This is a genomic window from Xanthomonas sp. AM6 (assembly GCF_025665335.1).
Taxonomy (GTDB): Bacteria; Pseudomonadota; Gammaproteobacteria; order Xanthomonadales; family Xanthomonadaceae; genus Xanthomonas_A.
The window spans coordinates 735,014-748,834 of the sequence record NZ_CP106869.1; the positions used below are offsets into that span (position 1 = coordinate 735,014).

The following is a 13,821-nucleotide window of genomic DNA, read 5'->3' on the forward strand; positions in this document are numbered from 1 at the left end:
GCGCGCACACGGGTTTGCGCGCTTCGCGCAGGGCGGCCGCTAGCAGGAGGCACCTGGGTGCCATGCCCGCCGCGGTATCCTGCGTTCAGGAGAAGATGTCGGCCACGTAGCGGCCGTGCTCGCGTTCGATGCGCTCGGCCCAGGCGTTGGCTTCCTCGGCGCCGACGCCCATGCTCTCGCGGTAGATCCGCACGAAGGTCTCGCGCACCGCCGGCGCCATGTGCTCGCCGTCGCCGCAGACGAACACGGTGGCGCCTCGCTGGAACAGGTCCGCGACCCGCGCGCGGTCCTCCCACACGCGGTGCTGGACGTAGGCGACGCCGTCCTGCGGCGCCTGCGAGAAGGCGGGGCGCACCTCGACCACGCCCATCTCCTGCCAGCGCTGCAATTCCTCCCTGTACAGATAGTCCACGTCGGGATGGTCGATGCCGAAGAACAGCAGCGCCTGGCCGATGTTGCGCCCGCCCGCCTTCTGGATCGCGCGTTCCTGCAGGAAGCCGTGGAACGGCGCGATGCCGCTGCCGGCGCAGACCAAGATGATCGGCGTGGCCGGATCCTCCGGCGGATGGAAGCTCGCCTGCGACGGCCGCACCGCCACCGACAGCGGCGCGCCTTCGCCCAGCCCGGCCAGGTAGGTGGAGGCGACGCCGCGACGGCGGCCGCTGCCCGACAGCGCCGGCGCATCGAGCACGGCCACGGTCAGCGAACACTGCGCCGGGTCGCGCAGCGGCGAGGAGGAAATGGAGTATTGACGCGCGCGCAGCGCGGGCAGCGCGCCGAGGAATGCGCCCAGCGACAGCTCGCAGGCCGGGAAGCGCTCCAGCAGGTCGAGCAGGCTGGTCTTCCTGGCGAGCACCTCCTGCGTGTAGGCCGGTTCGGCAGCCAGCGCCTGCAGCGCGTCGCGATCGGGCGGGCAGCGGGTGGCCGCGGCCAGTTGCGCGACCTGCGCGCGGGTCGCCGGTTGCGCCAGCTCCACGTAGTCGCTCAGCACCTCGGCCAGGGCCACCGGATAGCCGCTGGGCAGGCCGGACGCGGCGCCGGGGCGCTTGCCGATCACCACCTGGGTATCGCTGGCCAGGCCGAAGCGCCGCAGCACGCGCTCGACCTGCGCGGCGGGGTTGCGCGGCAGCACCGCCAGGTAGTCGCCGGTGCGGTAGCGCATGCCCTCGGGCAGGGCGATCTCGATGTGGCGCTTGGAGCGTGCGAACGGCGCGGACATGTCGACCAGCTCGCGGTTCTCGACGATGCGGCCCTGGTCGAGTTCGGTCAGCCGCAGCGCGCCGAGCCGCGCGGACGGCACGATGTCCACTTCCAGCTCATGTGTGGCCTGCGCCGTGGCCGTCTTGCCCAGCGCCTGGCCGAGCGCGGGCCACAGCTCGGCGTACCAGGCGTCGAAGCCGCCGAAGAAATCGCCGCCGGCGTCGGTTTCGCCGCGCGGTTTGAAGCGCGTGGCGCCGGCCGCCGCGAACGCGGCATCGACCCGCTTCGGGATCGCCTGGTAGGTGCGCGCCCACTGCCGATTGCCGGAACCGAACACGGTGTAGCGCACGCCGGCCAGCGCGTCGGCGGGCAGGGTTTCGATCCAGTCGACGAAGCGGCGCGCGTTGTCCGGCGGCTGGCCTTCGTAGGAGGAGGTGACCACCACCACCGCGCCGTCGCGCGGCAGGCGGCCGGCGCAGTCGTCCAGCGGCGCCACCACCGGCGCATAGCCCTGCGCCGCCGCGTCGCCGCCGATGCGCTGCGCGAACGCTTCGCACGAGCCGGAATTGCCGCCGTACAGCACCAGCAGCGGCGTGCCCGGCGACGTGCCAGCGGCGGCCGGCGGCGCCGCCGGCGCCAGCGGTTTCTGTGGCGCGGACGGCACCGCGCTGCGCCGGCGCGGGGCGACGTCGCCGCGCCGCCGCGCGCGGATGCGGAAGCCGTCGGGCTTGAGCGTCAGCGTTTCCGCCACCTCGAGCTGATAGGTCGGATCGACCTCGTCCAGATCGAACCGCTGCAGGATCAGGCTCAGCACCAGCTGCGCCTCCTGCATCGCGAAGCCGCGCCCGATGCAGGCGCGCGCGCCGTTGCCGAACGGTTTCCAGGCGTTGGGCGGCAGCCGCTCGGCCGCCTCGGGCGCGAAGCGCTCCGGCCGGAACGCTTCCGGGTCTTCCCACACCGCCGGGTCGCGGTGCAGGCTGGGAATCAGCACCAGCAGGGTGTCCTGCGGCGCGATCGCATAGCGGCCGGCCAGCGTCGTGGCCTGGCGCGCCGCCACCGCGAATGCCGGCGCGGTGGGCCACAGCCGCAGGGTTTCCTGCAGGACCTGTTCGATGTAGCGCAGTTTGGCCAGGTCCTCGACCCGCGGCGGCTGCGTGCCCAGCGCGGCGTCCACCGCCTGGCGCGCGCGCGCCATCGCCGCCGGATTGCGCAGCAGCAGGTACAGCGCGAACGACAGCAGCCCGCTGGTGGTCTCGTGGCCGGCGATCAGGAAGGTCACCATCTGGTACCGGATGTTCTCGTCCGACAGCGCCTCGCCGGTGGCCTGGTCGCGTCCGTACAGCATCAGGTTGAGCAGGTCGTCGCGCGCGGCCGCGCCCGGGTCCGCCTTGCGCTCGGCGATCAGGGTGTCGGCGACGCTGCGGATCAGCGCCAGGTCGGCCTCGTAGCGGCGCCGGCCCGGCGCCAGCAGGCGGTTGGCGATCTCCGGCCGGCGCGCGCGTGCGCCGGCCTCGGCCAGGGCGCCGACCATCGCCGCGACGAAGGGGTGCATCTCGTTCTGGTAGAAGCTGTTGAAGCGGTAGTCGAAGGCGCACAGCGCGATCGTGTCCAGGGTCAGCCGGGTCATGTTGTCGGCCACGTCGATCGCCGCGTCCGGGCCGAACCGTTCCCAGCGCTGCAGCATCTGTTCGGCGATGTCCTCCATGCGCTCGAACATCGAGCGCACGCCGATCGGGCCGAACGCCGGCATCAGCAGCCGGTGCGCCTTGGCCCAGTTGGGTTCGTCGTTGTAGGCGGTGAACAGGCCGTCGCCGCCGAGATCGCGCAGCGCTTCGAGCGGGCGGTGCAGCTTCTTGGCGAAGCGGGTTTCGTCGCAGACCTCGTCCACCAGTTGTTGACCGCTGAGTACGGTCAGCGACAGCGGGCCGCTGTTGAGGCGAAAGATCGGGCCGTGCACCTTGGCCAGCCGCATCAGGCTCTGCACCGGCGCGTCGCCGTCGAGATGGTGGAAGTTGCCGAGCAGCGGCAGCGAACGCGGTTGGGGGATCGCTTCGGTCATGGGATGTCTTCCTGGGGGGAGCGCAGCGTGGCGGCCGGCGCGGCGCCGGTGTCGCGCTGCGGGGGATGCAGCAGGGTGGCCAGCACCGTCTCGACCAGCCGCGCCCGCGCCTGGCTGGCGTCGATCTCCGGCGCCAGCCGCGCCAGCAGCTGCGGGAACTCCGGCGGCTGGCTCAGCATGCTGTTCAACAGCACGAAGAACAGCGCCGGGTGCGCCGCCTTCACGATGCCGGCCTCGATGCCGGCCTGGATCAGCGCCTGTCCGGCCTCGTAGGCGGGACGCAGCAACTGCTCGGTGACCACGGCGGCGCGCTCGGGGCGTTCGGACACCACCCGCGCGACGAAATCGCGGACCGCCGGATTGGTGTCGTAGAAGGCGGCCATGATCAGGATGGCGTCGGTCAGCCGCGCCGGCAGCGCGCGGTGGTCGTGCCCGGTCAGCTGCGCCATCGCCGCCAGCCGTGGCCGCAGGTCCTGCGAGAGCCGGTCCACGCAGGCGCTCCACAGCTCGGCCTTGCCGCCGAAATGCACGCGCACCAGGCTCGGGCTGACGCCGGCCGCGGCGGCGATGCTGCGGATGTCGGCGCGGTCGAAGCCGTAGCGGGCGAAGATGCCGGTGGCCGCCGACAGCAGCGCCTGGCGGCCGTCGGCCTGGTCCTTGGTCGGGCGGCCGCGGGGCCGTGGAGAGCGCGTTGCCGGCATGCTGGGTGCGTCCGAAATAAATGTTCAGACGTACATTTAATGCCGATCGGCGGGTTCTTCAAGCCGGCCGTTCAGCGGCTGGTTCGGCAGGCCGCCGCGGGGCACGCAGCGATGCGCTCCTGCCTGACTGCGATGCGTTTGGTCGATGCCTTGCGGCGAGCCGGGCGATCAATGCCCGGCCGGCGCCTGCGCCAACGTCCCCGCGCAGGCGGGCGGCCGCATCACTTCGGCGTGCCCAGCCCGCCGATGTTGACCATCACCCGCAGGCCGATCACCAGCGCGTTGTCCGGCGCGCGGCGCGCGGTCGGATTGCCCAGGATGTCGGGATTGACGATGTATTGCACGTTCGGCACCAGCGACAGCGGCAGCTGCGCGACGCGGTAGCTGTAGTTGAGTTCGAGGATCGTCTCGTTGCGCGAGATGTCCGGCGCGGCGCCGCGCCTGCGCAGCAGGTCGTTCATGAAGCCCTGCTGGTCGGCGCTGAAACGGTAGTAGTTGGCGATGGCGCCGAAGCCGTCGTTCGGCCGCGCTGCGAACGGGCCGGCGTAGTACAGGCCGGCAGTGAGCTGCAGGTCGTACACCTGGCGCGCATCCAGCGGCGCGGCGAGATTGCCGAACGCGACCAGCATGCGCTTGCCGGCCAGCCCCTGCGGCCGGTAGAGCGCGCGCTCGCCCATCAGGTAGACGCCCCAGCGCCCGCCGTCGTACATGCGGGCCGGCCCGCCGGCCAGGCCGCGCAATCCGCCGGACCGGTTGTAGCGCAGGTCGGCGTAGTCGGCCGAGTTGTACCAGACGCCGGCTAGGTAGCGCGGCGCGCCCTGGCCGCGCGCCGGATCGGGTTCGTAGCCGACCTCCAGCGTGCCCAGCACGCCGTTGCTGTCGGCGGTGCTCCAATCGAAACCGTTGGTGTTCTTGCGTTGCGGATTGAGTTCGAACGCGCCGACCGAGACGTAGCGCGCATCGGGCTTGTAGCGCAGCTTCGCGCCCCAGTTGACGTAGGGAAAGCCGACGAAGCCGCCATCGGCCTGGCTCAGCTGGAACGGGCAATCGGACGCGCCGACGAAGCGGCAGCCGTAGCGGCTGCGCGCGAACTGCCAGGTGGTGTTCATGCGCCCGGCGACCAGTTGCCAACGGCCATCGGCGAACGCCTGCTCCCAGGTCAGCTGCGCCAGCTGCGCCTGTTGCTGCGGGTACCAGTAGCCCTGCACCTTGACGCTGTTGCCGATCTGGCGCTGCGACAGGCTGTCGCCGTAGTACCAGGCGCCGGTGGCGTGCAGGGTGGCGCCGGGAATGCCGAACAGGCGTTCCAGGTCCAGGTCGGCCCCGGCGACCACGCCGCCGGCGTTGCGATCGCCGCGCGACAGGCCGCCGGCGGCGTTGCGCGCGTAGTCGTTGGACCAGACGAAACGCGGCGCGATGCCGTGTTCGTCCAGCCAGGTGTCGGTATCGGCGGCGGTGGCGACAGCGGGCAGCGTGGCCGCGATCGCCAGCGCGAGGAAGGACACGAAAGCACGGGATCGGGACATGGGACGCAGGCTCCACGGACACGGACGAGTCGATGCACCCGGGCGCGCGCGGCAGGTGCGCGGCGTCGCGGCGGTGCGCGAAGGGAACACGCTTGCGGTCGTGGCGCCGCACGCGGCCATCGCGTCCGTCGCGGCGGACACGGCACGCCGTGCAGGCGGTGGGGGGAGACCGGCAGAAGACGCGGCGGCAACGGTGTTGCGCGGCGCCGACGCATGCGCCGGCGCCGCAGCGGATGGGCCGCGCCGCTGCACGGCCCACCGCGTCGGGTCACACCAGGGTCAGCCCACCTTGCCGAGGCCGGCGGCGGCCATCGCCTCGGCGATCTCCTTGTCGGCGCCCTCGGCCAGCGGCAGCAACGGCGAGCGCACCGTGGCGTGGTCGAGCAGGCCGCGCGCGGCCAGCGCCCACTTCAGCGCGACCGAGCCTTCCATGTGCGAACCGCGGTGATACACGCTCTTGGTCACCGGCAGCAGGCGGTCGTGCAGCGCGCGCGCCTTGGCGTAGTCCTTGGCCTTGCCGGCGGCGATCATCTCGATCAGCGGTTCCGGGGCGATGCAGCCGTAGCCCACCAGCGCGCCGTCCACGTCGAACATGGTGTGCAGCAGGTATTCGTCGTGGCAGGTCAGCACCGGCACGTTCGGGCGCTCCTTGCGGAACACCGGGATCTCGGTGTCCCAGCGCTTCATGTTGCGCACGCCGTTCTTCATCGCGATCACGCCCGGCAGCGCGGCGATCTCCAGCAGCGTCTCCAGGTTGTAGGTGGCCTTGGTCACGTCCGGGTACTGGAACAGGATCATCGGCAGGCCGCTGGCCTCGTGGATGGCCTTGTAGCGGTCCTGCGGCGCGCCCTTCTGGTAGCCGAAGCGCAGCCAGCCGTGCGAGGGATAGATCAGGCCGGCCGAGGCGCCGGCGGCGACCGCGCGCTTGGCTTCGTCGGCCGCCACCTTGGTGCCTTCCAGGGTGATGCCGGCGATGATCGGGATGCGGGCGTCGACCGCATCGCGGAACGCCTCGATCACCTTGGCCTGCTCGTCGCGCTCCAGGAAGGTGCCTTCGCCGGCGTGGCCGAGCACGGTCAGGCCCTTGACCCCATCGATGCCGCCCAGCCATTTGCCGATGCGCTTGATGGCGGGATAGTCGACGGCGCCGTCGCGGGTGAACGGGGTGACCGGCGCGGGGACCAGACCTTTCAGGTCGATGTTGCTCATGCGGATTTCCTCTTCTTTCGGATCAACGGGGGATGGAGTCGAACGCAGCGTCCGACGTGGGGGGGGTGCAAGGCGCAGGCAGGCGGCGGCCTGCCGATGGCGGCCCGCGTTGCCGGCGGCGAGGCCGCCGGCAATCGCGGCGCTCAGGGCGAGAGTTCTTCCAGCGATCTGCCCTTGGTCTCCAGCGCGCACAGCAGCGTCACCGCCGCGCCGGCCAGCAGCACCGCGGCGAAGGCGACGAACACGTAGCGCAGGCCGATGCCGGCGATGACCGCACCGACCACCAGCGGGCCGCTGGCCGAGCCCAGGCGCAGCCAGGCGCTGCCCAGCCCGGTGCCGATGGCGCGGATGCGGGTGGGGTACAGCTCGGCCGAATACAGGTACAGCGAGAAGGTGATGGTCTGCACCGCGGCATAGGCCAGCGCCGCGAACACCAGCACCTGCAGCGCCGAGGTGCCGCCCAGCATCGCCAGCGCCAGCAGCGGGATGCTGCCCGCGGCGAAGGCCAGCACGTACCAGCGCTTGCGCCCGACCTTGTCGATCGACAGCGCGCACACCACCGCGGCGGCGACGCCGGCCAGCGAGGTGAGGAAGCCGTAGGCGATGCTCTGCTGCAGCGACAGCCCGAAATGCTGGCGATACAGCGTGGGCAGCCAGGTGATGATGCCGTTGGCCACCAGGTACGAGCAGAACCACAGGCACCAGATCACCAGCGTGCGCTTGAGATAGATGCTGCCGAACAGTTCGCGCCAGTCCGTGCGCTGCGCCTTGGGCAGCGCGTTGCGGTCGAACGCCGGCGCCGGCAGCGGGCCGTGGCGGCGCTCGGCGCTGCGCTCCAGGTCCGACACGATCGCGTCGGCCTTGTCGTAGCGGCCCTTGGACGCCAGCCAGCGCGGCGACTCGAACATGAAGAAGCGCAACGGGATCATGATCGCCGCCGGGACCAGCCCGACCATGAACATCGCCTTCCAGCCATAGGCCGGCACCAGGAAGTAGCCGATGCCGCCGGCGGCGACCAGCCCGAGCAGGAACATCACTTCGTACAGCAGGAAGAAGCGGCCGCGCTTCTTGGAGCCGATCAGTTCGTTGATGTAGGCGCTGGCCACCGGCACTTCGCCGCCGGTGCCGATGCCCTGGATGAAGCGGAACGCCATCATCGCCGCCGCGCTGCCGGCGAACAGGCAGGCCACGTCCATCGACACGAACAGCAGGATGGTGAACAGCAGCACGTGCAGGCGGCCGACGCGCTCGGCCAGCCAGCCGAAGAACACCGCGCCCAGCAACTGGCCGAGGTAGCCGGCCGACAGGATCATGCCGATCTGCGATGGCGTCAGCTGCCATTCCTTGGCCAGCACCGGCATCGCGTAGGCGATGGCGATCACCGTGTAGCCATCGAAGAAGGTGGCGGCGCCGACGATGTTGCGCGCCCACCACACCTGGCGGGTGACGGGCAGGCGTTCGAGCCGCGCGCCGATCTCCGCCTGCGCCTCGGCGGGCGGCAGCGAACGTGCGGTGGCGGCGTTGGTGGCGGTGGTGGTGGGCATGAGCATCGGTGCTGCCTCTCACAGGACAAGGAGAACCCGGCGCAGGCGCCGGAGCGTCCACGAAGCGGTCGGATTGCAGGGGAAACCGGGCGGGCGCCCGGGCGGTCAGGTGCTGGGTGCGGTCACGGCGATGCTCCCGCTGGCCTGGATCGCGAACGCGATGTCCTTGGCCGCGAGCAGGGTGGGTTGGAGGGCGGTGCTCAACAGTTCGTCATGGCTGGTGCGTACCGACGGCGCGGCGACGCTGATCGCGCCGAGCGGGTAGTCGTCGGCGTCCAGCACCGGCACCGCCAGCACGCGCAGGCCCTCGGTCAGCATCGAGTCGAGGATCACGTGGCGGTCGCGGCGGATGCGCTCGAAGGTGCCGAGCATGGCGGCGATCTCCGGGCTGTGCGGCGCGTGCACGTCGACCCCGGTCACCCGCGTCACGTCCGCCGGCGACAGGTGCGCGAGCATGGCCAGGCCGATCGCGGTGCGGGTGCTGGGCACGGTGGTGCCGATGCGGATGTCCACGCCCAGCCGGGTGATGCCGGCGCGCACGCGTTCGATGTAGAGCACGTCCGGGCCCTGCAGCACGGCGAAGCTGGCCGCTTCGTTGACGTCGCCGACCAGCGTGCGCAGCAAGGGCCGCACCACGCTGCGCAGGTCGCGGCGGGCGATGGCGTGGAAACCGAGGTCGAGCACCTTCAGCGTCAGCCGGAAGCGGCGGCTTTCGGGAATGCGGTTCACATAGCCCAGCTCGACCAGCGTGTTGAGCATGCGGAACGTGGTGCCGGGGTCGAGCCGGGCCAACGCCGCGATCTGGCTCAGCGACAGTTCCTCGTGCTCGGAGGAAAACGCCTCGAGCACCCGGAAGCCCTTGGCCAGCGACTGCACGGTGCTGCGCAGCTTCTTGTCCGCCGCCTCGTCGCCGTCGTCGGCGGCGGGATCGGGCGCGCCTGGGGAGATCGTCTTGGTCATCTGCACATTCCTGGTGGCCGTCGTATGGCGCCAGCTTGCCGAACCGGCGTGATGGCGTCGCTTGACAAGCATGTTTCGGATTGCGAAAATTATTTCGTAAGTACATGCCAAGGTTCGCCAGACGCTCCTGCAACGTCAAGTTGCAGCGCAGCATGCGTGCCGGCGCGGCATGGCCGTCGAGGCGCGTGTCGCGCTCGCGGAAGCCTGCTGGCCTTCATGCCCTGGATCTGCGGGCCGCTGTCGGGGATGCAGCTGCGCCGGCAGCACGCGCTCGACGTTCGCGCAGCGGCTGGAATCGCCGATGGCGACCCGATGACGATCGGCACAGGACGCTCCGATGGTTCGGCGCGGGGCGTCGGCGCCTCGTCTCCGCCGAGACGCCGTTACTCCGGTCTGCGACCGATGCGCCCGGTCGCGGATCGCTGTGTAGACGAACGCCGCCGCGATCGGCAGTGCAAGCGTTGCTGGCAGACAGACGCCGCGCGGCGCCGATAGCGTGGCGCATGGGCCGAACCAATCGACAGACGCCGCCGCAACCGCCTGCGCAGAAATGGTGGCAGACGCTGTCGTTCAAGCGCGCCGCCGCCGAAGTGTCGGCGGTGCTGGTGCTGGTCGGCGGGACCTACGGCTTCGTGCAATACGTGGAGGTCAAGCCGCTCGAACGGCGCCTGGCCGAGGCGCAGGCGGCCGCCTGCAAGCCGGCGCCCGCCGCGCCGTGGATGTCGTTCAGTCTGTTGCCCGGCGATAGCCGCGTCCTGTGGGATGGCGCGCTGACCGTGACCAATGCCACGCGCGGCGACGACGGCGCGAGGGCGCGGTTGCGGGCGACGCCGCGTGAGGGCGCGCCGGTCGAGCGGGCGGGGTTGTCGCCGGGCGACAGCTTCGGCGTGCAGGCGCCCGGGCAGGGCGGCTATCAGGTCTACCTGAAACGGAGCACGGCCGATTTCATCGAGGTGTCGGTGCTGCGTCGGCCATGACCGCTGCGCAGGGCGCGGCGTCGCGCAACGGCGTCGCCGCGCCGCGGTGCGCGCGCGTCACGGCGCTGTCGCGGTCTCGACGACGGTGCCGTTCTCGTACACGGTGAGCTGGCGCGTGCCTGCCTTGCGCGTGCCTGCCCGCGCCGCCGGTGCGAACACGAAGCGCAGGTCGCGTTCCTCGGCAAAGAAGCGGGTCGGCGCTTCGGCGCGCAGGGTCACGGCCAGCGTGCCGGCGCTGAGCTTCAGGTGGTCGCCTTCCACGACCACGCGGATGTCGCCGACGCGCTGGCCGCGGTAGTCGCCGGCGTAGCGGGCCAGCACTTCGGGTGCCAGGGTCAGCCGCGTGGCGGGCGGTACGTACGCCGCCGCCGCGTGCGCATAGCTGTAGATGCGGCGCATGCGCCATTGGCCATCGACCGACTGCCAGAGGTTGGTGAACTCGGCCTGCCCGTCCAGGCGTTCGGGTTCGCCCTTGCGCTGCACGTGGAAGCGGTGGGTGCCCGACAGCAGCGCGAAGCCGCCGGCCAGCGGATGGAACTGCACGCTGCCGGCGACCGCTTCGCGGCGCAGGTGCATCGCCGGGTCGGCGCAGGGGCCATCGCGCAGGGAATGCAGTACCGCGGCCTTGGTCGCGGTCAGGCCGGTCCTGTCGTGATAGAACTCCACGTCGTCGGTGAGCAGCTCGCCCATCGTGCCCATGTCGCAGGCGTTGTAGGCCTGCCAGTAGCGCGTATCGGCGGCGCGCACCGCCGCTTCGTCGTCGGCCGCGGCCGCGCCGAAGCTCAGGCCCAGCAACGCGCACAGCGCAAAATGGCGAACGGGCATGGCGGACTCCTGCAGCAGGACCGCGATTGCACTCCAGTGCCGCGCGCCTGCCGCGTGCAACAAGTCATGGGCACGGATGGGCCGGCGTCGGGCGGTCGCGGTGAAGGCTGCGCGGCGGCCACAGTGCGCCGGAGTGCAGCGGTGAAGGCCGGCGTCGCCAAGGTGTGCGACAGCCGTAAACGCGAGGGTGCCGGGAGCGCTGCGCGGCCCAGCTGCGATCGCAGGCGCGCCGCACGCCGGCGCTGGCGTTGCGCAATGCGGTTACCATGTCCTGCGCCAGGGGGCGGCGTCGCGTGGCCTGCATGCGGCCACATGTCGCGAAGACGACGGACGATCGTGCATTCGCGCGCAGGTGCGTCGGTTGTGCAATCGTCGCATACTGGCCCCGCAGGGGTGCGAGGGGAGGAGCGGTTGGCGGTGCTGACGCAAGGCGGTGGGACGTTCAAACGATTGCTGCACGGCCCGGCCAGGTGGCTGCGTGCGGTGCCGATCGCCGATCCGGTGGATCTGCGCAATGCGCCGATGTTCCAGGTGGTGCTGTTGCTGTTCGGGACCTTGCCGGTCGCGGCGTGGCTGTATCGCGCGATCGCGGTGCCGGATGCGTGGCGTCCCGGCGAACTGACCAGCCTGGCGTTGAGCGTGCTGTTCAGCGCGGTCGCGCTGCTGGGCGTGGTGCTGATCCGTTTCGGCCGGTTCCGCTGGGCGGCCTACCAGACGCTGTGCGTGTTCGCGATCTCGGTGCTGGCCAGCTACGCCGCCAGCGGATTCGGCGGGCAACGCTTCGAGCAGCCGGTGCTGGTGGTGCCGATGGCGATCGCCGCGCTGGCGGTGGGGCGGCCGGCGTTGTGGATGATGTTCGCCGCGGTGCTGCTGTCGTTCGCGCTCGGAACGTACGTGGACCTGGGCAACGGCAAGCCGCGGGACTACATCGGCGATGCCGTCATCAGCGGCGTCATCTTCCTGCTGATCGCGGTGGTGCTGGACCGCACCTCGGCCGCGTTGCGGCAGAGCCTGCGCGAGGCGCAGGCGCGCGCCGAGCAGCTGGGCATCGCGCACGAGTCGCTGCGGCGCGAAGTGCAGGAGCGGCAGCGGATCGAAGAGCAGCTGGTGAACGCCAAGAAGGTGGAGGCGGTGGCGCGGCTCGCCTCCGGCCTCAACCACGATTTCAACCACCTGCTGAGTCTGGTGCTGGGCTACGTGCGCCAGGGACGCCGCGCCAGCGATGCGCAGGCGGTCGGCGCGGCGTTCGATGGCGTTGAAGCGGCGGCCAGGCGCGCCACCGCGCTCAGCGCGAAGCTGCTCAGCTTCAGCCGCCAGGACGAGAGCCATGCCGAGGCGCTGGATCTCGGCGAACTGGTGGCGACGCTGCAGCCGCTGCTGAAGCAGGCGCTCAAGCCCGGCATCGCGCTCGAGGTGCAGGTGCCGCCCGGGCTGCAGGTGCATTTCGACCGGCAGCAGCTGGAGTTGATCCTGCTCAACCTGGTCGCCAACGCCGACGATGCGATGCAGCACGGCGGCACGGTGACCCTGCACGGGCGGCGCGTCGGCGGCGAGGCCTGGCTGCAGTGCCGCGATACCGGCCCGGGCATTCCCGCGGCCCTGCGCGAAAAGATCTTCGAGCCGTTCTTCACCACCAAGCCGGTCGGCCACGGCACCGGGCTCGGCCTGGCGATGGCCAACGGGCTGATGCAGCGGCATGGCGCGCGCATCTGGGTCGACGCCGAGACCGGCGCCGGCGCCGCGTTCGTGCTGAGCTTTCCGCACGGGCAGGCGCAGCCGCCTGCGCTGGCGGACGCGAAAGGCGTGGAGGGCTAGCCGCGTGGCGTGCGCGTGCCGCATGCAGTGCGCGCCGTGCGCGTGGCTGCCGCCGTTCGGGACGTGCCGGCGATGAGCGCGTCGCCGGGGCTGGTGCTGGCCGGGGTGCGGATCGCGGTGGTGGAGGACGATCCGGAACTGCGCGCGATCGTCGTCGACGAGCTGCGCCACGAAGGCGCACGGGTGCTGGGGTTCGGCAGCGCCGAGGCCTTGTACCGGCACCTGCTGGGCGATACCTGCGAGCTGGTGGTACTGGATGTCGGGCTGCCGGGCGAGGACGGCTATTCGGTGGCGCGCTATCTGCGGCAGATCGTGCCGCAGGCAGGCATCGTGATGCTCACCGGCCGCGGCGCGAACACCGACATGACCCGCGGCCTGATGCAGGGCGCGGACCTGTACCTGGTCAAGCCGCTGGACGTGGAGCTGCTGATCGCCGCGCTGGCCAACCTGCGCCGGCGCCTGCAGCCGGCGGCGCCGTCCGCGTCGCCGGCCGTGCAGGACTGGCGGCTGAGCGACGACGGCTGGACGCTGTTCGCCCCGGGCGCGCGCACGCTGGCGCTGACCGAAGCCGAACGCGGCCTGCTGAAGGCGCTGTTCGCGCAACGCGGCGCGCCGGTGGACCGCGACACGCTGATCGCCGCGGTCACCGATGCGCCGTGGGATTTCGATCCGCACCGCCTGGAGGTGCTGGTGCACCGGCTGCGCGCGCGGGTGACCGCCGCCACCGCGGCGACGCTGCCGCTGCGCGCCGTGCGCGGGCAGGGGTATCTGCTGGGCGAGGCGTAGGCCCGCCGACCCGATCGGAGTAGGCCGCGCCGTGGTCGGCGCATGTGCGGCCGGCGGGCGAAGGGGCGAAGGCCCGCATCCTCCAGGCGACCGAACGCCGCCGACCGGTGGGCGCCCAAGCGTGGCTTTTCGAAGCGCCGTGTTCGGCGTCCCGGCGGCCGCGCGCCTTGGACCGGCGGCCCGCCTGCCGCGGCGCACCGCACCACCAACCAGGCGCCG

At 71.5% G+C, this 13,821-nt stretch carries 10 protein-coding genes; 3 read left to right on the forward strand and 7 right to left on the reverse strand.

Features of this window, described 5'->3' with window-relative positions; translation table 11 throughout:
* Positions 1 to 85: 85 nt before the first annotated feature.
* From OCJ37_RS03100 to OCJ37_RS03125, 6 genes are all read right to left on the reverse strand, one after another.
* On the reverse strand, positions 86 to 3,259 hold the full coding sequence (locus OCJ37_RS03100) for a bifunctional cytochrome P450/NADPH--P450 reductase (RefSeq protein WP_263112248.1): 3,174 nt from the start codon (positions 3,257 to 3,259) through the stop codon (positions 86 to 88).
* On the reverse strand, positions 3,256 to 3,960 hold the full coding sequence (locus tag OCJ37_RS03105) for a TetR/AcrR family transcriptional regulator (RefSeq protein WP_263112249.1): 705 nt from the start codon (positions 3,958 to 3,960) through the stop codon (positions 3,256 to 3,258). The genes OCJ37_RS03100 and OCJ37_RS03105 overlap by 4 nt, the downstream gene beginning before the upstream one ends.
* 221 nt (positions 3,961 to 4,181) lie before the next feature.
* Positions 4,182 to 5,486 (reverse strand): carbohydrate porin, encoded by a 1,305-nt coding sequence (locus OCJ37_RS03110; RefSeq protein WP_263112250.1) that lies wholly within the window; start codon positions 5,484 to 5,486, stop codon positions 4,182 to 4,184.
* A 279-nt stretch (positions 5,487 to 5,765) separates the two neighbouring features.
* Positions 5,766 to 6,695, reverse strand: a complete 930-nt coding sequence (locus tag OCJ37_RS03115; protein WP_263112251.1) for a dihydrodipicolinate synthase family protein — start codon at positions 6,693 to 6,695, stop codon at positions 5,766 to 5,768.
* A 143-nt stretch (positions 6,696 to 6,838) separates the two neighbouring features.
* A complete protein-coding gene (locus OCJ37_RS03120) occupies positions 6,839 to 8,239 on the reverse strand; it encodes an MFS transporter (protein WP_263112252.1) in 1,401 nt (466 codons plus the stop codon).
* A gap of 105 nt (positions 8,240 to 8,344) precedes the next feature.
* Positions 8,345 to 9,199: an IclR family transcriptional regulator gene (locus OCJ37_RS03125; protein ID WP_263112253.1), complete on the reverse strand. Its 855-nt coding sequence runs from the start codon at positions 9,197 to 9,199 to the stop codon at positions 8,345 to 8,347.
* A gap of 452 nt (positions 9,200 to 9,651) precedes the next feature.
* Between OCJ37_RS03125 and OCJ37_RS03130 the strand changes: the two genes are divergently transcribed.
* The gene (locus OCJ37_RS03130; protein WP_263112254.1) at positions 9,652 to 10,176 is read left to right on the forward strand and encodes a hypothetical protein; all 525 of its coding nucleotides are present in this window, start codon (positions 9,652 to 9,654) and stop codon (positions 10,174 to 10,176) included.
* Positions 10,177 to 10,233: 57 nt separating this feature from the next.
* Here the strand turns inward: OCJ37_RS03130 and OCJ37_RS03135 are convergent, their stop codons facing one another.
* Positions 10,234 to 11,001, reverse strand: coding sequence for a nuclear transport factor 2 family protein (locus tag OCJ37_RS03135; protein ID WP_263112255.1), 768 nt, complete (start codon positions 10,999 to 11,001; stop codon positions 10,234 to 10,236).
* Between the two features lie 417 nt (positions 11,002 to 11,418).
* On the opposite strand from OCJ37_RS03135, the gene OCJ37_RS03140 reads away from it, so the two are divergent.
* Together OCJ37_RS03140 and OCJ37_RS03145 are read left to right on the forward strand one after the other, a co-directional pair.
* Complete coding sequence (locus tag OCJ37_RS03140) at positions 11,419 to 12,816, forward strand: sensor histidine kinase (protein WP_263112256.1); 1,398 nt, start codon at positions 11,419 to 11,421, stop codon at positions 12,814 to 12,816.
* Between the two features lie 72 nt (positions 12,817 to 12,888).
* Positions 12,889 to 13,602, forward strand: a complete 714-nt coding sequence (locus OCJ37_RS03145; RefSeq protein WP_263112257.1) for a response regulator transcription factor — start codon at positions 12,889 to 12,891, stop codon at positions 13,600 to 13,602.
* Positions 13,603 to 13,821: the final 219 nt, after the last annotated feature.